Source organism: Acidovorax sp. NN32 (assembly GCF_057597245.1).
Genome location: NZ_CP199679.1, coordinates 4,153,109 through 4,170,315 on the forward strand (window position 1 = coordinate 4,153,109; position 17,207 = coordinate 4,170,315).

A 17,207-nucleotide genomic window follows, 5' to 3' on the forward strand; every position below is an offset into this window, starting at 1 on the left:
CAAGAGCGTCTGGCACCACCTGCTGCGGCCGTCCGTTCAACCCTTGAAGCCCCGGTGTGCAAGCGCACACCGCTGTGCGCACAGCGGGCTTCAAGAGCAATTTCCGACTGGCATCGCGTCGTGCAGGACTGCACAGGGGGCAACGCAGTGAACGCTTCTACTCTTGCCAATGGCGATGCAAGAAGAATGCCCACAACGCCTTGCGTTTGTGCCCGCGCAAAGTCAGAGCGCTTGTGTACAGCGCGCCGAAAGCCATGCACACATGTCACTGATTGTGATTGGCATGCCAAATGCATAGCGCCCCGCACCACAACGGCGGGCGTGCAGACGGCCTGGCGTTGCACAACGACAGCCACCAACCCACCATCGACGGAGACACCCCATGCACGCGCTCATGTCTGCACGCCCTGCCAGTTTTGACGACCCCACGTCCATCAACGACACCGACGGCACCTACCTGCGCCAGGCCATCGTCTGGTCATGCACGGCACGAGCGCGCGGCAATCGTCCATTTGGCGCCGTGGTGGTGGGCGCAGGCGGCGAACTGCTTGCCGAGGCCTACTGCAACACCACCGAAACCGGCGACTGCACGGGCCATGCCGAAACCAACGCCGTGCGCCAGCTCAGCCCCCGCGTGGGCCGCGATGCACTGGCCAAGGCCACGCTGTACTCGTCGGCCGAGCCCTGCGTGATGTGCGCAGGCGCAATTTTCTGGTCTGGCATCGGTCGCGTGGTGTTTGGCATTGACGCCGTTCGCCTGCGGGTCTATCGCGGCGAGCGAGCGGAACAACGCGATGCAGAGCTGTCCTGCCGCGATGTGTTCGCAGCATCGCCCCATCCCATCGAGTGCATTGGCCCCGCGCTGATCGAGGAGGCCAGCGTTCCCCACATCGGCTTCTGGAAAGCGTGAAGCGAGCAGTAGCGCGCAAAATCGCTATCTTCTACCTGTTGTCTCTTGCAAGCCGCGCATCCCGCACCCCGCCCGTCCATGACTGAAACCGAAACCGATGTCGCCTCAGGCGCACTCCTGGGCCGCGCCAAACAAGGGCGCGAGCGCATCCTCACCGCCATCCGCGAGGCGGCGGTTGCCGAGTTCAGCCGCCATGGGTTCAAAGGGGCATCCACCAAGGCCATTGCCGAGCGCGCGGGCCTGACCAAGCCCCAGCTGCACTACTACATCAGCAGCAAGGAAGAGCTGTATGAAGAGCTGCTGTACTCGGTGCTCAACGGCTGGTCGGGCGCCTTCATTTTTGACAGCAACAGCGACGACCCCAAGAAGGTGCTGAGCAGCTACGTGCGCAAGAAGCTCGACTACGCGCTGGACAACCCGGGGCTTTCGCGCATCTTCACCACCGAGGTGCTGGGCGGTGGGCGCAACCTGGGCAAATACTGGCCCGTGGCCGTCAAGTCCACCCAGCAGAAGGTGGACCTGATCAACCGCTGGATTACCGAGGGCCGCATGCGCGCCGTGAATCCCACGCTGCTGCTCATGCAGATCTGGGGCATGACGCAGCACTACGCCGACTACGGCGTGCAGGTGCACATCATGCTGGGCCTGGCGCCCGACGAGCCCATCGACCGCGAGCCCATCGTGCGTGAACTCACCAGCTTTGTGCTGCTGGGCTGCGGCCTCGCACCAGACTAAGGCCCCCGCCCCATTCTGGGCATCCCTCGGGTGCCCGAGGGACGAGTCCCGGGAAATTTGCACCAGCGCGCGGCGTCAAAAGCCGCTTTCAGGCCGCGTTGATCCACCACAGAGACGTTTGACCGCTTTTTGTGGCTGGCACAGCCTTTGCAATAGTTTGACCAATCGATCAAATCACATGGTCAAACAATGCAGACAGCCCCTGACACCGCCCGCACAGAACACACGTTCGAGCTGATCCTGCAGCGCAGCCATATGCGCTTGCCCGTTGCCTCCGGCGAGAGCATGGCCGACGTGCTGCAGCTCGCTGGCGTGCCGCTCGAAACCCTGTGCGAGCAGGGCGTGTGCGGCACCTGCGTGACCCGCTGGCTGGACGGCGAGCCCGACCACCGCGACAGCTGCCTGAGCACTGCAGAGCATGCCACCCACGTCGCCGTGTGCTGCGCACGCAGCCACAGCGCCACGCTGACGCTGGACCTCTAGGCCCATCCCCCACAACCCGAAGGACCCCCGCCATGCGCATCCTCGTGATCTATTGCCACCCGGTAGAGACCAGCTACAACGCAGCCCTGCACACCGAGGTGGTGCAGCAGCTGCGCGGCGCGGGCCACGAGGTTGACGACTGCGACCTGTACGCCGAGGGCTTCAACCCCGTGATGACACGCGAAGAGCGCCTGGGCTACCACGAGGTGCCCAGCAACCAGTTGCCCGTGCAGGGCTATGTGGACCGCCTGCTCTGGGCCGAAGCCGTGGTGTTCTGCTTTCCCACCTGGTGCTTTGGCATGCCGGCGATGCTCAAGGGATTTTTCGACCGCGTGCTCATGCCCGGCGTGGCCTTTGACATCAGCGATCCGCACAACGTCAAGCCCTCGCTCACGCACATCCAGCGCATCTCGGCAGTGGTCACCTACGGCCGCCCGCGCTGGACGGCCCTGTTCATGGGCGACCCGCCGCGCAAGTCCATCACCCGCTACATGCGCCTGCTCACGGGCGGCAAGGCGCGGGTGGACTACCACGCCTATTACCACATGAACGTGGCCACACCGCCCCGGCTGGCGGCCTTCAAGGCCCGCGTGGGCCAGGCGATGGCGCGCTTTGCATAAGACAACGTTCTAAGGGCCACGGCATGCACGCATCCAACACCCCCGACCACATCCTGCGCGCCCGGCTGCCGCGCTGGCTGCTGCCCTCCGCGTGGCCGCAGCAGGGCCACCAGCCCGCACTGGCCGATCTGCGCCTGGCCCAGGGCCGCATCTTGCAAGTGCTGCCCCACGGCACCCAGCCTGCGCTACACGGCGCTGTGTGGGACGTGGCAGGCGCGCTGGTGCTGCCCGGCCTGGTCGATGCGCACACCCACCTGGACAAGGCCTTCACCCTACCGCGCATGGGAGAAGTCAAACCCGGCCTGCTGGGCGCCATCGAGGCCATGATGGTGGACCGCCAAAGCTGGACCGAAGCAGACATCCACGCCCGCGCCAGCCGCGCGCTGCAATGGGCCTACGACGCAGGCACCGTGCACCTGCGCACCCACTGCGACTGGTGGGAGCCCGACGCGCAGCCACTGGCCTGGAACGTGTTGCGCGCACTGGCCCACGACTGGGCCGACCGCATCACGCTGGAGCGCGTGAGCCTGATCCCCTTGCACCTGTATGCGGACCGCAGCGCCGCGATGCGGCTGGCCGCCACCGTGGCCGCCAGCGGCCCTGGCGCACTACTGGGCGGCTTTGTGCATTCCACCAACTGGGACCCGCAGGCGCTGCGCCACCTGTTTGAAGCCGCACAACACCACGGGCTGAACGTGGACCTGCATGTGGACGAAGAACTGCACCCAGGCGCCCGGGGCTTGGCGACCACGGCCGCACTGCTCAAGGAGCTGGGTTTCGACGGCCATGTGGTCTGCGGCCACACCTGCGCCCTGGCCGCACAGGACGAGGCCACCGCCCTCGCAACGCTCGACGCGGTGGCACAAAGCCCGATCACGCTGGTCACGCTGCCCATCACCAACCTGCTGCTGCAGGACGCCACCACCGGCCGCACGCCGCGCCAGCGTGGCCTGACGCTGGTGAAGGAAGCCCGTGCACGTGGCATCCCGGTGCTGGTCGCCAGCGACAACGTGCAAGACCCGTTCTGCCCCGTGGGCAGCTTTGACCCGCTGGAAGCCCTGGCCACGGGCGTGCTGGCTGCGCAGCTGGATGCACCTTTCGACCAATGGAGCGAATCGCTGTGCCGCACCGACTGGCTGCGCACCGGCCGCACTGGCACCACGGCGCTGCCGCTGCAGCCTGGCACGGTGGCTGACCTGCTGGTCTTCACGCAGGCCGACCACTGGGGCTTTCCATCGCGCGCACAAAGCCGTGTGGTGCTGCGCCAGGGCCGCGTCGCCAGCGGGCATGCACCGGCTGCCTGGCATGTGCCAACCACCCAATCCGCAAGGAGCCTCGCATGAGCCCCACATCTGCGCCCGTACCTGCGCCAGGTATCGCCCAGCCCCTGGCCCGCTACGCCGCGTGGCGCCGCGCAGGCGACTTCATCTACCTGAGCGGGATCATTGCCGTGGACCCTGCCGCCAGCCGCATCGTGCGTGGCTACGACGACATCCCGCATGAGGCCGCCACGTTGATTGGCCGCACGGGCGAGTTCAGCAGCGACATCAAGGAGGGCCCCATCCTCGCGCAGAGCTGGTATGTGCTGGACCGCATTCGCCAGACCATTGAAGCGGCGGGCGGCCAGATGTCCGACGTGTTCAAGCTGGTGCAGTACTTCAAGAACCTGGACCACTTCCCGCAGTACAGCCGCGTGCGCAAGCTGTTCTTCCCCGGCGAGCCCCCTGCATCCACCGTGGTGGAAGTGAGCGGCATGTTGCCCACGCCCGACATCCTCATCGAGGTGGAGGCCACGGCCTACCTCCCTTTGCGCTGACAACAGCTTCCTTCACGAAAGAACCACCCATGCTGCACGGCTACAACCCGCCCCACCGCTACCTGCCTTACCTGAGCTGGACCGAGATCGCCGACCTGCCAGACAAGGAAAACACCGTCATCGTGCTGCCCACGGGCGCCACAGAGCAGCATGGCCCGCACCTGCCGTGTGCGGTGGACACGGTGATCAGCGCGGGGGTGGTGGGCCATGCACTGGCCCGCCTGCCGGCCGATGTGCTTGCGTTTGCGATGGCCCCCATCACCTACGGCAAGTCCGAAGAGCACCTGCACTTCCCCGGCACCGTCACGCTGAGCGGCGAGACCCTGCTGGCTACCATGAACGAGGTGGGCGAATCGGTGTACCGCGCAGGCTTTCGCAAGCTGCTGTTCGTCAACGGCCACGGCGGTCAGCCGCAGGTGATGGAGATGTGCGCGCGCGAGCTGCGCCTGCGCCATGGCGACTTCATCGTGGTGCCCAGCTTCACCTGGCGTGTGCCGCATGTGGCGGGCAAGTACCTGTCCGACACCGAAAAGAAGCTGGCGATGCACGCAGGCCACGCCGAGACCGCGTTGATGCTGGCGCTGGCCCCCGACACCGTGCACATGGAGCGTGCGGTAGTCAACTACCCGCCCGTTTTTGATTCGCCCCTGCTCTCACCCGACGGCCGCCCGGCCTGCGCCTGGAGTGCGCGCGACTTCGGCCCCAGCGGAATCATTGGCGACCCGCTGCCCGCCACGGCCGAACAGGGGCACGCCATCCTCGACTCGCTGGCCGTGAGCTGGGCCGCCGCCATTACCGAGCTGCATCGGTTGCAGTGGGCGCCACGCCCAGAGCCCACCTGGGGCCGCGCCAATCACACCGGCCACGTGGAGCACTCCAGCGCACTGGCCTGAAACCTGCGAACGCCACCGCAAAACCTTTTCGCCTTCCCCTTCGTTCCACCTCCACCACCCTACCGGAGTACCACCATGATGAAGACCGCCTCCCGCCTTTCCAAACTTGGTGCAGCCGCGCTGCTCGCTGTTGGTGCCGTCGGCACCATGCAGGCCCACGCGCAGGAAAAGTTCACCTACATGACCAACTGGTACGCGCAGGCCGAGCATGGCGGCTTCTACCAGGCGGTGGCCACGGGCCTGTACAAAAAGTACGGGCTGGATGTGACCATCAAGATGGGCGGCCCGCAGGTCAACATCGTGCAGATGATGGCCGCCGGCCAGGCCGAATGCGTGATGGGGTCGAGCGACCTGCAGATGATCCAGATGCGTGAAGGCGGCGTGCCCGTGGTCAACGTGGCGGCCGTGTTCCAGAAGGACCCGCAGGTGCTCATCGCGCACGAGGACGTGAAGAAATTCGAAGACCTCAAGGGCAAAACCATCCTGATCGCATCGTCGGCCCAGCGCGGCTACTGGCCCTGGCTCAAGGCCAAGTACGGCTTCACCGACTCGCAGACGCGCCCCTACACCTTCAACATCCAGCCCTTCGTGGCCGACAAGAACACCGCGCAGCAGGGCTACCTGACATCCGAGCCGTTTGCGATTGCCAAGGCGGGCGTCAAGGCCAATACGCTGATGTTCAGCGACCAGGGCTACCCAGCGTACGCCACCACCATCTCGTGCATGGAAAAGACGGTGAAGGACCGCGGCGCCGCCGTGGCCTCGTTCGTGAAGGCATCGATGGAAGGCTGGAAGAGCTACCTGGCCGACCCCGCACCCGCCAACGCGCTCATCAAGAAGGACAACCCCAACATGACCGACGAGCAGCTCGCCTACAGCGTGGCCAAACTCAAGGAAATGGGCATGGCCACCGGGGGTGACGCGGCCACCATGGGCATCGGCATCATGACCGACGCACGCGCCAAGGCCAGCTACGACTTCCTGGTGGACGCCAAGCTCATCGACCCTGCCAAGGTGAAGCTGGCCGAGACCTACACAACTTCGTTCGTCAAAGACCTCAAGGTTCTGCCCTGAGCCTGACAGCCCTGAAACAGCGGCCGGTGCGACCCTTTGCCCGCCCGGCCGCATCCATCGAAAGGCGACCATGACATCCCCCGCTGACTCTCCGCCGCTGGTGCACACCCCGATGCCAGCCACCTATTCCACACCCGCCGTGGAGGTGCTCTCGGCCGAAAAAACCTACCCCAATGGCACCCAGGCCCTGCTGCCGGTGGACCTGACCATTGAGGAAGGCGAGTTCGTCACCCTGCTGGGCCCCTCGGGCTGCGGCAAGAGCACGCTGCTGAAAATGGTGGCAGGCCTGCTGGAGCCCACCGACGGCCGCCTGCACCTGTGGCGCAAGCCCGTGGCGCAGCTGGAAGAGAGCGGCAAGAAGATGGCGTTTGTCTTCCAGTCGCCCACGCTCATGCCCTGGGCCAGTGTGCAGACCAATGTGCGCCTGCCGCTCGACCTGGCGGGCGTGCCCCGCGCCGAGGCCGATGCGCGCGTGACCGAAGCGCTGGCGCTGGTGGGGTTGTCAAAGTTTGCCAACGCCCTGCCCCGTGCGCTGTCGGGCGGCATGCAGATGCGCGTGTCGATTGCGCGCGGCCTGGTCACCCAGCCTGACCTGCTGCTGATGGACGAGCCCTTTGGAGCACTGGACGAAATCACGCGCCACAAGCTCGACGCCGACCTGCTGGATCTGTGGCGCAAGAAGAAGCTCACCGTGATCTTTGTGACGCACTCGATCCACGAGGCGGTGTTCCTCTCCAGCCGCGTGGTCATGATGGCCGCGCGCCCGGGCCGCGTGGTCGAAGAGTTCCGCATCGACGCGCCCTACCCCCGCACGGCCGACTTCATGGTGTCGCCCGAATTCAGCCGCTACGCCAAGCTGCTGCAGGACAGCCTGCTGCGCGCCAGCGTGGACACCGAGGAGACCGTGGCATGAGCACCCCCTTCCCTTCCGCACCGATGGCGTCGCCCGTGGTCACCGCCCACCCCGCAGCCGCCCCGCGCTCAGCGCCTGCACCAGTCGCTGCCAAACCTGCCGCCAAGGCCACACCCAAACGCCCGCCGCTCATGGCCCAACCCCGCGTGCAGCGCGTGGTCTACCCCGTGCTGGTCGGCCTGGTGCTGATCGCGCTGTGGCAGGGGCTGGTCACGGCCATGGAGCTGCCACCCTACCTGGTGCCCTCGCCCATCCTGATGATGAAGACGCTGTTCACCGACTGGGCCGCCCTGGGCGGCTCGCTGTGGGTCACCGTCAAGATCACGGTGCTGGCCTTTGTGGTGGCCACCGTGGCGGGTGTGCTCATCTCGTTCCTGTTTGTGCAGAGCAAACGCATCGAGACCGCGCTCTTCCCCTACGCCGTGCTGCTGCAGGTCACGCCCATCGTGGCCGTGGCGCCGCTCATCATCATCTGGGTGAAGGACCCGACCGCGTCCATGGTGATCTGCGCCGCACTGGTCGCCCTGTTCCCCATCATCAGCAACACCACGCTGGGTTTGCGCAGCGTGGAGCCTGACCTGCAAAGCTACTTCCAGCTCAACCGCGCCACGCGGCTGCAGACGCTGCTGCGCCTGCGCATCCCGAGCGCGCTGCCCTACTTTTTTGGCGGGCTGCGCATTTCCAGCGGCCTGGCGCTCATCGGCGCCGTGGTGGCGGAGTTTGTGGCGGGCACCGGGGGCCAGGGTGCGGGGCTGGCGTACCAGATTCTGCAGGCCGGCTTTCAGCTCAACATCCCGCGCATGTTTGCTGCACTGCTGCTGATTTCGCTCACTGGCGTCGCCTTGTTCGTGCTGATGGCCTGGCTCACCCGTGTCGCCCTGGGCGGCTGGCACGCCAGCGAAACGTCGCACGACTAGCCCTTTCAACCCCATCGCCAACACACTGCGCGCAGCCACTGGCGCGCGGCAAGGGCTTCCTTTTGCCCAAAACGGCCACCAGCGGCCAAGGAGATACCGACATGACCACCACCGCCCATCAACTGCCCGACCTGCTGCCCGACCTCGACTGGATTGCTGACCCGCTGCGCGTGGGCCGCCTCTCACAGGACTTTGCCTGGTTCAGCCCCGTGCTCAAACGCGACCTGGCGGGCAAGCGCGGCGACATCGCCGTGCGCCCGCGCACCGAAGCAGAAATCCGGCAGGTGGTGGCCGCCTGCGCCAGTGCGGGCATTCCCCTCACCGTGCGCGGTAGCGGCACCGGCAACTACGGCCAGAGCACGCCACTGCACGGCGGCGTGATCCTGGACCTGTCGGGCTACAACGCATTTGGCTGGGTGCGCGGCGGTGTGGGCCGCGCGCAGTCGGGCATCCGGCTGGCAGACTTTGATGCGCAGGCCAAGCCCCATGGGCAAGAGCTGCGCTGGCTGCCCAGCACCTACCGCAGCGCCACGCTGGGCGGGCTGTTTGGCGGCGGCTTTGGGGGGGCAGGCTCCATCAACCACGGCCCGCTGGCCGCGCCTGGCAACGTGCTGGCCGTGCGTGCGATGACGGTGGAGCCCGAACCGCAGATCATCGAACTGCACGGCCCCGAAGCCATGCTGCTGCACCACACCTACGGCACCAACGGCATCGTGCTGGAGCTGGAAGTAGCCCTGGCCCCTGCCGTGGAGTGGACCGAATGCATCGCTACCTTCGACAAGTTTGACGACGCGCTGGAATTTGCCGACCGCTTTGGCAGCGCCCCCGGGCTGGAGAAAAAAGAGGTGTGTTTTCTGGCCGCACCCATCCCGCAATACTTCACCAGCCTGGCCGAGCACTTGCCCGCCGACCAGCACGCGGTGCTGATGCTGGTAGCCCCGCACTCCGAAGCCGGCATGCGCGATATGGTGGCTCAGCACGGCGGCCAGATTACCTACCGCAAGACCGCCGACGAAGTGGCCGGCAGCCACAAGACGCTGCTCGAATACACCTGGAACCACACCACCCTGCACGCCCTCAAGGTGGACAAGGGCCTGACTTACATCCAGAGCGGCTTCAACCCCATGCACCGCCTCAAGCAGGTGAAGGCGCTGGAGGCAGCGCTGAAGGGCGAGGTCATGATGCACCTGGAGTTCTTGCGCACCAAGGAAGGCGCCTTCAACTGCAGCGGCCTGCAGATCATCCGCTACACCACCGAAGAACGCCTGAACCAGATCATGCAGATCTACCGCGACCACGGCGTGCAGATCAACAACCCGCACGTGTACATCGTAGAAGACGGCAAGCAGAACCACCTGGACCCGGCCGTGGTGGGCATGAAGCGCCGCTTCGACCCGCAGGGCCTGCTCAACCCCGGCAAACTGCGCAGCTGGTATGCGGAAACACAACTGGCGCCCGAGACAAAGCCAGCGCGACAAACTGCCTGAGAGCGCCTCACAAACTTCCCTGGCGTCGTTGTCCCACCTTGCCGTACTCCTTGTACGGCCTGAGGCCGAACGCCTAGGGATGGCCGCTTCGCTGAGTTTTTTGAGCCGCTCTAAGTCCATCCCGCCCACCACTGCGCCCTCGTCCACAAGGCGAGAGGAAGGAAGCTCAGGTCAGATCCATCCGCTGCGCGCCAACCACTGCACCAGCAGCCGTGTCACCGTTTCAGGTTGCTCCATGGTCAGCATGTGGCCGCTGTCCGGCAAGAGGTGGTGCTCAGCACCGGGCACCAGCGCCGCAATCTCAGCCGAACATTCGGGCGGCGTGAGCTGGTCAGCCTCGCCGCATACCACCAGCACCGGGCAGGCCACGCCGGGCAGGTGCTGGCGGGCATCGGGCCGATGGATGACGGCGCGGTTCTGGCGAACCAGGTGGGAGGCGCCTGCGTCCAGCACAAAGTCGAGATAGGCCTGCACCAGCTCAGGCCGCGTGGCGTTGTCAGGATGAAAGGCAAAGGCCACGTTGGGCTCGATCACTTCGCGCAGGCGGCCTTGTTCAAAGAGTTCGATAGCGGCTTCGCGCAGCGCCCGCATATCCGGCGTCTCGGGCCGCGCGGTGGTGCCCAGCAGCGCCAGCCCTGCCACACGCTGCGGCGCCTGGCGCGCGGCTTCCATGGCGATCATGCCGCCCATCGACGCACCGGCCAGCACCAGTGGCCCCGCGTGTTGTGCCAGCAGGCGTGCGGCAAAGTCTTCGATGCGGTGCAGGTTCACATCCTGGTGGGCGGTGGCGACCTCGGGGCGCAGCGCGGCGGGCAGCAGCGGCAGCACGCCGCGCCACATGCGTTCATCGGCGGCCAGGCCGGGGAGGAGCAGCAGTTGGGGGGATTGGGACATGGGTGAATCAGGGCATCACCAAGTTGGTGCGCAGTCAGAAAAACAGGCGGCCCCGGCAGCGGGGTACGGACCGCACATTGTGAACAGCCGATGACCGCTTGTCACCGCCCCCGGAATAGTTGCCCGCGATGGCTCGGGACTTGCTAGCATGGCCTGCATATGCCCATCCACGCCGCGCTCCACCACGTCACGCATTACCAATACGACCGGCTGGTAGGCCTCGGGCCACAGACCATCCGATTGCGGCCCGCGCCCCACTGTCGCAGCAATGTGATTTCGTACTCGCTCAAGGTCGAGCCCGCGCAGCACTTCATCAACTGGCAGCAGGACCCGTTTGCCAACTACCAGGCGCGGCTGGTCTTCCCCGAGAAGACGCGCGAGTTCAAGGTCACGGTGGACCTGGTGGTGGAAATGGCGGTGTACAACCCCTTCGACTTCTTCCTGGAGCCCGAGGCCGAGAACATCCCGTTCAACTACAGCAGCGATGTGCAGCAGGAGCTGGCGCCCTACCTGGCTACCGACCCGATGACACCGCTGGTGCAGGCCTATCTGGACAAGGTGGACCGCAGCAAGCAGCGCACCATCGATTTCCTGGTCAAGCTCAACCAGCAGGTATCGCAAGACATCCGCTACCTGATCCGCATGGAACCCGGCGTGCAGACACCCGAGGAAACGCTGCAAAAAGCCAGTGGCTCGTGCCGCGACTCGGGCTGGCTGCTGGTGCAGCTGCTGCGCCACCTGGGCCTGGCGGCGCGGTTTGTGTCGGGCTACCTGATCCAGCTCACGCCCGACGTGAAGGCGCTCGATGGCCCCAGCGGCACCGACCACGACTTCACCGACCTGCACGCCTGGTGCGAGGTCTACCTGCCCGGCGCAGGCTGGATCGGCCTGGATGCCACCAGCGGCCTGATGGCGGGCGAGGGCCACATCCCGCTCGCTTGCACACCCCAGCCCTCGGGCGCCGCGCCGATTGAAGGCGGTGTGGACAAGGCCGAGGTGGAGTTCAGCCACGAGATGCGCGTGACGCGCATCTTTGAATCGCCCCGCGTGACCAAGCCCTACACCGAAGACCAGTGGCAGGCCGTGCTGGCGCTGGGCGAGCAGGTGGACGCCGACCTGGTGGCGGGCGACGTGCGGCTGACGATGGGCGGCGAGCCCACCTTTGTGGCCGTGGGCGACCGCGACGCGCCCGAGTGGAACACCGACGCGCTGGGCCCCACCAAACGCGGCTTTGCCACCGAACTCACGCACAAGCTGCGTGCCGAATATGGACAGGGCGGCTTCCTGCACTTTGGCCAGGGCAAGTGGTACCCGGGTGAGCAGCTGCCGCGCTGGGCGCTGTCCATCTGCTGGCGCGCCGACGGCCAGCCCGCGTGGCAGAACCCCGCGCTTTTTGCTGACGAACGCAACCCCTCGCACTACACCAGCGCCGACGCCGAGCGTTTTGTGCGCCACCTCACGCGCAAGCTGGGCGTGACGGACCGCTACATCCAGCCCGGTTACGAAGACACCTTCTACTACCTGTGGCGCGAGCGGCGCCTGCCGGTCAATGTGGACCCGTTTGATGCGCGCCTGGACGATGAGCTGGAGCGCGCACGCCTGCGCCGCGTGTTCGAGCAAAAGCTCGACAGCGTGGTGGGCTATGTGCTGCCGCTGCAGGCAGGCGAAGGCGCGGGCACGCTGGCGGGCAGCGTGTGGAGTACCGGGCCGTGGTTCTTCCGCGACGACCGCATGCTGCTCATCCCCGGCGATTCGCCCATGGGCTACCGCCTGCCGCTGGACGCCCTGCCCTGGGTGAAGGCATCGGACACCGAGCACCTGATCCCGCAAGACCCGACCGCGCCCCAGAGCCCGCTCGCCGCTGCCACCACGCTGCGGGCGCGATATTCCGTGCCAGCAGGCCCGGTCACTGGCGACCGCGACCTGCCCTACCTGGCAGGCGCCACCGCACCGGGCGAGGCACGCCGCATGGCGCAAGGCACTGCGGGCGGCGACCACGCGCGCCAGGCAGGGCAGCCCGACCCCCATGCGGGCGTGCAGCCCCCGGGCAAGTTCCAGTCGGCCGCAGGCCTGTCACGCACCGCCCTGTGCGTGGAGGTGCGCGACCCGCGCCGCGCCAGCGGCCCCAAGGCCGAGAAGGTGGGCGAAAAGTACGGCGTGCTCTATGTCTTCATGCCGCCGCTGTCGCGCCTCCATGATTATCTGGACCTGCTGGCCGCCATCGAAGCCACGGCCGAAGAGCTGGGCATGAAGATCGTGCTCGAAGGCTACCCGCCCCCGCGCGACGCACGCCTGAAGGTGCTGGCGGTCACGCCCGACCCGGGCGTGATCGAGGTGAACATCCACCCCGCCAGCCACTGGAAGGAGCTGGTGCAGCACACCGAGTTTTTGTACCAGGCCGCGTGGGAGACGCGCCTGTCGGCCGAGAAGTTCATGACCGATGGGCGCCACACCGGCACCGGTGGCGGCAACCACTTTGTGATGGGCGGCGCCACACCGGCCGACTCGCCGTTCTTGCGCAAGCCCGAGTTGCTGGCCAGCCTGCTGCTGTACTGGCACAACCACCCCAGCCTGAGCTACCTGTTCAGCGGCCTGTTCATCGGCCCCACCAGCCAGTCGCCGCGCGTGGACGAGGCGCGCAACGACCAGCTGTATGAGCTGGAGATTGCACTGCGCGAGATCGAAACCAACCGCGCAACCTATGGCCAGGACATGCCGCCCTGGCTGGTGGATCGCACACTGCGCAACATCCTGGTGGACGTGACGGGCAACACGCACCGCAGCGAGTTTTCCATCGACAAGATGTTCTCGCCCGACAGCAGCACCGGCCGGCTGGGCCTGCTGGAGTTGCGCGCGTTCGAGATGCCGCCCCACGCCCACATGAGCGTGGTGCAGCAGCTGCTGCTGCGCGCCCTGATCGCCCGCTTCTGGAAGGCGCCCTACCGCGCGCCCGCCGCCCGCTGGGGCACCGAGCTGCACGACCGCTGGATGCTGCCCACCTTCATCCAGCAGGACATGCACGACGTGGTGGCCGAGATGAACGCCGCAGGCTACGCGTTTGACGCGGCCTGGTTTGCACCGCAGTTCGAGTTCCGCTTCCCCATGGTCGGCACCGTCCAATCGATGGGTGTGGAGCTGACCCTGCGCAACGCGCTGGAGCCCTGGCATGTGATGGGCGAGGAAGGCTCCGCCGGGGGCACCGTGCGCTATGTGGACTCGTCGCTGGAGCGCATCGAGGTGCGCGTGACGGGCATGAACGAAAGCCGCCATGTGGTCACCGTCAACGGCCAGCCGCTGCCGCTGCAAAGCACCGGCACCACCGGCGAGTTTGTGGCCGGTGTGCGCTACAAGGCCTGGAACCCGCCCTCGGCCCTGCACCCGACCATTGGCGCCCATGCGCCACTCACGTTCGACATCGTGGACACCTGGATGAACCGCTCGCTGGGCGGCTGCCAGTACCACGTGGCGCACCCGGGCGGGCGCAATTACGACACCTTCCCGGTCAACGCGTACGAGGCCGAAAGCCGCCGCCTGGCGCGCTTCTCGCGCATGGGCCACACGCCGGGCAAGCTGGCGGTGCCGCCTGCGACGATTGAACTGCCGGGCAGCCGGGAGTTTCCGTTCACACTGGATCTGCGGCGAAAGATGCGGAGGTAGAGAAGCCCCCCTTGAGTCGCTGCGCGCCTTCCGCCCAGGGGGACGACGCCCTTGCTGCAGGGCGGCCCTTGCTTGGCGTCTCTGGCATCGGCCCCGCCAGTTTCGACGGTGCGGGTTACCCGCAGAGTGTTGTCGACCAAATGCCCGAAAATCGAGCGCAGTGAACCACCTCAACGACAGCCTCCCCACCCCCGACCCTTCTGACAGCGCAGCCCAGTTGGCGGCTGCACTGGCGCCTGCTGCGGCGGCCGGGCATTTTGACGAGTTGCGGGGTGCCAGCGTGGCGGACGCCCCCGGCGCTGCCACTGCATCAACCACTCCCAAATCAATAGCAAACAAGCCAGATATCACTAGCGCCTGGGGCCAATTCTTTGATCAATTAGGGCCCGAGGGCTTCCAGGACCTGGACCGGCGCATGCAGAGCCTGCAGCGCCAGGTGCGCGACAACGGCATCACCTACAACGTCTATGCCGACGCCGACGGCCCGCAGCGGCCCTGGTCGGTGGACCTGTTTCCGCTGATCCTCTCGCAGGGCGACTGGGCACACATCGAGCGCGGCGTGCTGCAACGCGCGCGCCTGCTCAACCGCGTGATGGCCGACGTGTATGGCCCGCAGGAGCTGCTGCGCAAAGGCCTGCTGCCCAGCGCGCTGGTGCAGGGCCACCCGGGCTACCTGCGCGCCATGCATGGCGTGCAGCCCGTGGGCGGCACCCATTTGCACATCGCGGCGTTCGACATGGCGCGCGATGCGCAGGGCGACTGGTGGGTGGTGACGCAGCGCACGCAGGCGCCCTCAGGCCTGGGGTATTTACTGGAGAACCGGCTGCTCATCTCGCGCCTGTTCCCCGAGGCGTTCAGCCAGATGCATGTGCAGCGCTTGGCCGCCACCTACCGCGCGCTGCTCGACGGGCTGCGGCAGATGAGCCCTGCGGGAGCGGATGCACGCATCGTGCTGCTCACACCCGGCCCGTACAACGAGACCTACTTCGAGCACGCCTACCTGGCGCGCTACCTGGGCCTCACGCTGGTCGAAGGCAACGACCTCACCGTGCGCGACGCGCGCCTGTACCTCAAGACGCTGCACGGCCTGCAGCCGGTGCACGGCATCCTCAAGCGCCTGGACGACGAGTTTCTGGACCCACTGGAGCTGCGCAGCGACTCGCGCCTGGGCGTGCCTGGCCTGCTGCAGGCCATCCGCGCGGGCAACGTGCTGGTGGCCAATGCGCCGGGCTCGGCGTTCCTCGAATCGTCGGCGCTGCTGGGCTTCATGCCTGCCCTGTCGCGCCACCTGCTGGGCGAAGAGCTGGCCCTGCCGTCGCTGCCCACCTGGTGGTGTGGCGAGCGCTCGGCCATGCAGGCGGTGCTGCCGCAGCTCGCGCACAGCGTGATCCGCCCCACCTGGCCCATGGCGCAGCGCGTGCCCGTGCTGGGCGGTGCGCTGCCGGCGCAAGACCTGGCGCAGTGGTCCGCTCGCATCGAAGCGCAGGGCGATGAATACACCGTGCAGGCCCACCTGCCGCTGTCGCAAATGCCCACCTGGCGCAGTGAAGCCGCTGAGGGTGCGGGCCAGGACAGCGGCCCCATCGCCCCCCGCTCGGTGATGCTGCGCGTGTTTGCGGTGTGCGACGGCCCCGGCTCGTGGCGCGTGTTGCCGGGCGGGCTGGCCCGCCTGGCCCAGGGCGACAGCGGCATCACGTCGATGCAGCGCGGCGGCAGCAGTGCCGATGTGTGGGTGCAGACCGATGGCCCCGTGGACACCACCACGCTGCTGGCCCACAACCAGGCCGCGCCCGCCGTGGTGCACCGCAGCCGCCAGGTGACCAGCCGCGCGGCCGAAAACCTGTTCTGGCTGGGCCGCTACACCGAGCGCACCGAGAACGTCACGCGCCTGGCGCGCATCACGCTGCAATGCCTCAATGGGGAGGACCAGACCTCGCAGCCGCTGCTGACCTGGCTGAGCGCCATGGGCGTGAGCCAGGGGCTGGTGCTGCCGACCGTGCCTGCGGCCGGGCAAGCACGGCGCGTGTTTGAGCGCTCGCTGATCGCCGGGCTGACGCAGCCCGCGCAGGTGACCAGCGTGGGCTACAACCTGCGCGGCATTCTGGGTGCAGCCTCGGCCGTGCGCGACCGCCTGTCGCAGGAACAATGGAACCTCATCGTGCGCGCCGAGGCGGAGTTTTTTGCGCCCCGCACAGGGGCCGAAGACGACGGCGACTATTCGCCGCTGGACGCGCTGCGCCAGCTGGAAGGGCTGAGCGGCCACACCGCAGCCATGACGGGCCAGCAGACCGACCGCATGACCCGCGACGACGGCTGGCGCCTGCTGTCCATCGGGCGCCATCTGGAGCGCCTGGGCTTTCTGGCCTCGGCGCTGGAAAGCGGCCTGCAGACCGGCGCCGTGCACGATGAAGGCGGCTTCGAGGCCATGGTGGCGCTGTTTGACAGCACCATCACCTTCCACGCGCAGTACCAGCAGCGGCGCGACATGCCCGCCCTGCTGGACCTGCTGGTGATCGACCGCGACAACCCCCGCTCGCTGGCCTGGGTGGCACAGACGCTGCGCGGGCGCATTGCCAAGATCGAAGCGGCCGCGGGCACGCCCGGCGAATCCGCCGCCACGGGCATCCCCGAAGCGTCCGACCTCTCGCTGGTGGCGCTGTGCGCACAGGATGCCGAGGGGCGCCATGCCGCGCTGGAGGAATATCTGGGCCGGTGTGTGCGGGGCGTGATGGGCTTGTCGGATGTGCTGGCCACGCGCTACTTCACGCATTCGGCGGATGCACTTCGGCACAGCGTAGGAGCTTGACC

14 protein-coding genes are annotated in these 17,207 nt (G+C 67.1%); 13 read left to right on the forward strand and 1 reads right to left on the reverse strand.

The window, feature by feature from the left end:
• Positions 1-382 precede the first annotated feature (382 nt).
• The 11 genes from ACT89O_RS19090 (at position 383) to ACT89O_RS19140 (ending at position 9,848) form a co-directional block, all read left to right on the forward strand.
• A complete protein-coding gene (locus ACT89O_RS19090) occupies positions 383-910 on the forward strand; it encodes a nucleoside deaminase (RefSeq protein WP_487260874.1) in 528 nt (175 codons plus the stop codon).
• Positions 911-988: 78 nt separating this feature from the next.
• Entirely contained in the window at positions 989-1,645 is a 657-nt protein-coding gene (locus tag ACT89O_RS19095; protein WP_487260875.1) for a TetR family transcriptional regulator C-terminal domain-containing protein, read from the forward strand.
• Between the two features lie 189 nt (positions 1,646-1,834).
• Positions 1,835-2,128 (forward strand): 2Fe-2S iron-sulfur cluster-binding protein, encoded by a 294-nt coding sequence (locus ACT89O_RS19100; RefSeq protein ID WP_121505603.1) that lies wholly within the window; start codon positions 1,835-1,837, stop codon positions 2,126-2,128.
• A gap of 32 nt (positions 2,129-2,160) precedes the next feature.
• Positions 2,161-2,748: an NAD(P)H-dependent oxidoreductase gene (locus tag ACT89O_RS19105; protein ID WP_056641493.1), complete on the forward strand. Its 588-nt coding sequence runs from the start codon at positions 2,161-2,163 to the stop codon at positions 2,746-2,748.
• Between the two features lie 23 nt (positions 2,749-2,771).
• The gene (locus ACT89O_RS19110; protein ID WP_487260876.1) at positions 2,772-4,091 is read left to right on the forward strand and encodes an amidohydrolase family protein; all 1,320 of its coding nucleotides are present in this window, start codon (positions 2,772-2,774) and stop codon (positions 4,089-4,091) included.
• A complete protein-coding gene (locus ACT89O_RS19115) occupies positions 4,088-4,564 on the forward strand; it encodes a RidA family protein (protein WP_218300429.1) in 477 nt (158 codons plus the stop codon). Before ACT89O_RS19110 ends, ACT89O_RS19115 begins: the two co-directional genes overlap by 4 nt.
• 29 nt (positions 4,565-4,593) lie before the next feature.
• A complete protein-coding gene (locus ACT89O_RS19120; RefSeq protein WP_487260877.1) occupies positions 4,594-5,457 on the forward strand; it encodes a creatininase family protein in 864 nt (287 codons plus the stop codon).
• A gap of 75 nt (positions 5,458-5,532) precedes the next feature.
• Positions 5,533-6,531, forward strand: coding sequence for an ABC transporter substrate-binding protein (locus ACT89O_RS19125; protein WP_228896478.1), 999 nt, complete (start codon positions 5,533-5,535; stop codon positions 6,529-6,531).
• 112 nt (positions 6,532-6,643) lie between these two features.
• Positions 6,644-7,444 carry an ABC transporter ATP-binding protein gene (locus ACT89O_RS19130; protein WP_306554739.1) on the forward strand — a complete coding sequence of 267 codons (801 nt, stop codon included), beginning with the start codon at positions 6,644-6,646 and terminating at the stop codon, positions 7,442-7,444.
• Positions 7,441-8,361 carry an ABC transporter permease gene (locus tag ACT89O_RS19135; protein ID WP_370641382.1) on the forward strand — a complete coding sequence of 307 codons (921 nt, stop codon included), beginning with the start codon at positions 7,441-7,443 and terminating at the stop codon, positions 8,359-8,361. Before ACT89O_RS19130 ends, ACT89O_RS19135 begins: the two co-directional genes overlap by 4 nt.
• A gap of 101 nt (positions 8,362-8,462) precedes the next feature.
• Entirely contained in the window at positions 8,463-9,848 is a 1,386-nt protein-coding gene (locus tag ACT89O_RS19140; protein ID WP_228896474.1) for an FAD-binding oxidoreductase, read from the forward strand.
• 171 nt (positions 9,849-10,019) lie between these two features.
• Here ACT89O_RS19140 and ACT89O_RS19145 read toward each other — a convergent pair whose 3' ends face one another.
• Complete coding sequence (locus tag ACT89O_RS19145) at positions 10,020-10,742, reverse strand: alpha/beta fold hydrolase (RefSeq protein ID WP_121505597.1); 723 nt, start codon at positions 10,740-10,742, stop codon at positions 10,020-10,022.
• 159 nt (positions 10,743-10,901) lie between these two features.
• Here ACT89O_RS19145 and ACT89O_RS19150 point away from each other — a divergent pair, with 159 nt between their 5' ends.
• Both ACT89O_RS19150 and ACT89O_RS19155 read left to right on the forward strand, forming a co-directional pair.
• Positions 10,902-14,399, forward strand: a complete 3,498-nt coding sequence (locus ACT89O_RS19150) for a transglutaminase family protein (protein ID WP_487260878.1) — start codon at positions 10,902-10,904, stop codon at positions 14,397-14,399.
• 160 nt (positions 14,400-14,559) lie between these two features.
• Positions 14,560-17,205, forward strand: coding sequence for a circularly permuted type 2 ATP-grasp protein (locus ACT89O_RS19155; protein ID WP_487260879.1), 2,646 nt, complete (start codon positions 14,560-14,562; stop codon positions 17,203-17,205).
• The last annotated feature ends 2 nt before the right edge of the window (positions 17,206-17,207 follow it).

Bases quoted from the DNA above. Each gene is read 5' to 3' on its own strand.
- ACT89O_RS19090 (WP_487260874.1), top strand. From the start codon at position 383: ATGCACGCGCTCATGTCTGCACGCCCTGCCAGTTTTGACGACCCCACG.
- ACT89O_RS19095 (WP_487260875.1), top strand. From the start codon at position 989: ATGACTGAAACCGAAACCGATGTCGCCTCAGGCGCACTCCTGGGCCGC.
- ACT89O_RS19100 (WP_121505603.1), top strand. From the start codon at position 1,835: ATGCAGACAGCCCCTGACACCGCCCGCACAGAACACACGTTCGAGCTG.
- ACT89O_RS19105 (WP_056641493.1), top strand. From the start codon at position 2,161: ATGCGCATCCTCGTGATCTATTGCCACCCGGTAGAGACCAGCTACAAC.
- ACT89O_RS19110 (WP_487260876.1), top strand. From the start codon at position 2,772: ATGCACGCATCCAACACCCCCGACCACATCCTGCGCGCCCGGCTGCCG.
- ACT89O_RS19115 (WP_218300429.1), top strand. From the start codon at position 4,088: ATGAGCCCCACATCTGCGCCCGTACCTGCGCCAGGTATCGCCCAGCCC.
- ACT89O_RS19120 (WP_487260877.1), top strand. From the start codon at position 4,594: ATGCTGCACGGCTACAACCCGCCCCACCGCTACCTGCCTTACCTGAGC.
- ACT89O_RS19125 (WP_228896478.1), top strand. From the start codon at position 5,533: ATGATGAAGACCGCCTCCCGCCTTTCCAAACTTGGTGCAGCCGCGCTG.
- ACT89O_RS19130 (WP_306554739.1), top strand. From the start codon at position 6,644: ATGCCAGCCACCTATTCCACACCCGCCGTGGAGGTGCTCTCGGCCGAA.
- ACT89O_RS19135 (WP_370641382.1), top strand. From the start codon at position 7,441: ATGAGCACCCCCTTCCCTTCCGCACCGATGGCGTCGCCCGTGGTCACC.
- ACT89O_RS19140 (WP_228896474.1), top strand. From the start codon at position 8,463: ATGACCACCACCGCCCATCAACTGCCCGACCTGCTGCCCGACCTCGAC.
- ACT89O_RS19145 (WP_121505597.1), bottom strand. From the start codon at position 10,742: ATGTCCCAATCCCCCCAACTGCTGCTCCTCCCCGGCCTGGCCGCCGAT.
- ACT89O_RS19150 (WP_487260878.1), top strand. From the start codon at position 10,902: ATGCCCATCCACGCCGCGCTCCACCACGTCACGCATTACCAATACGAC.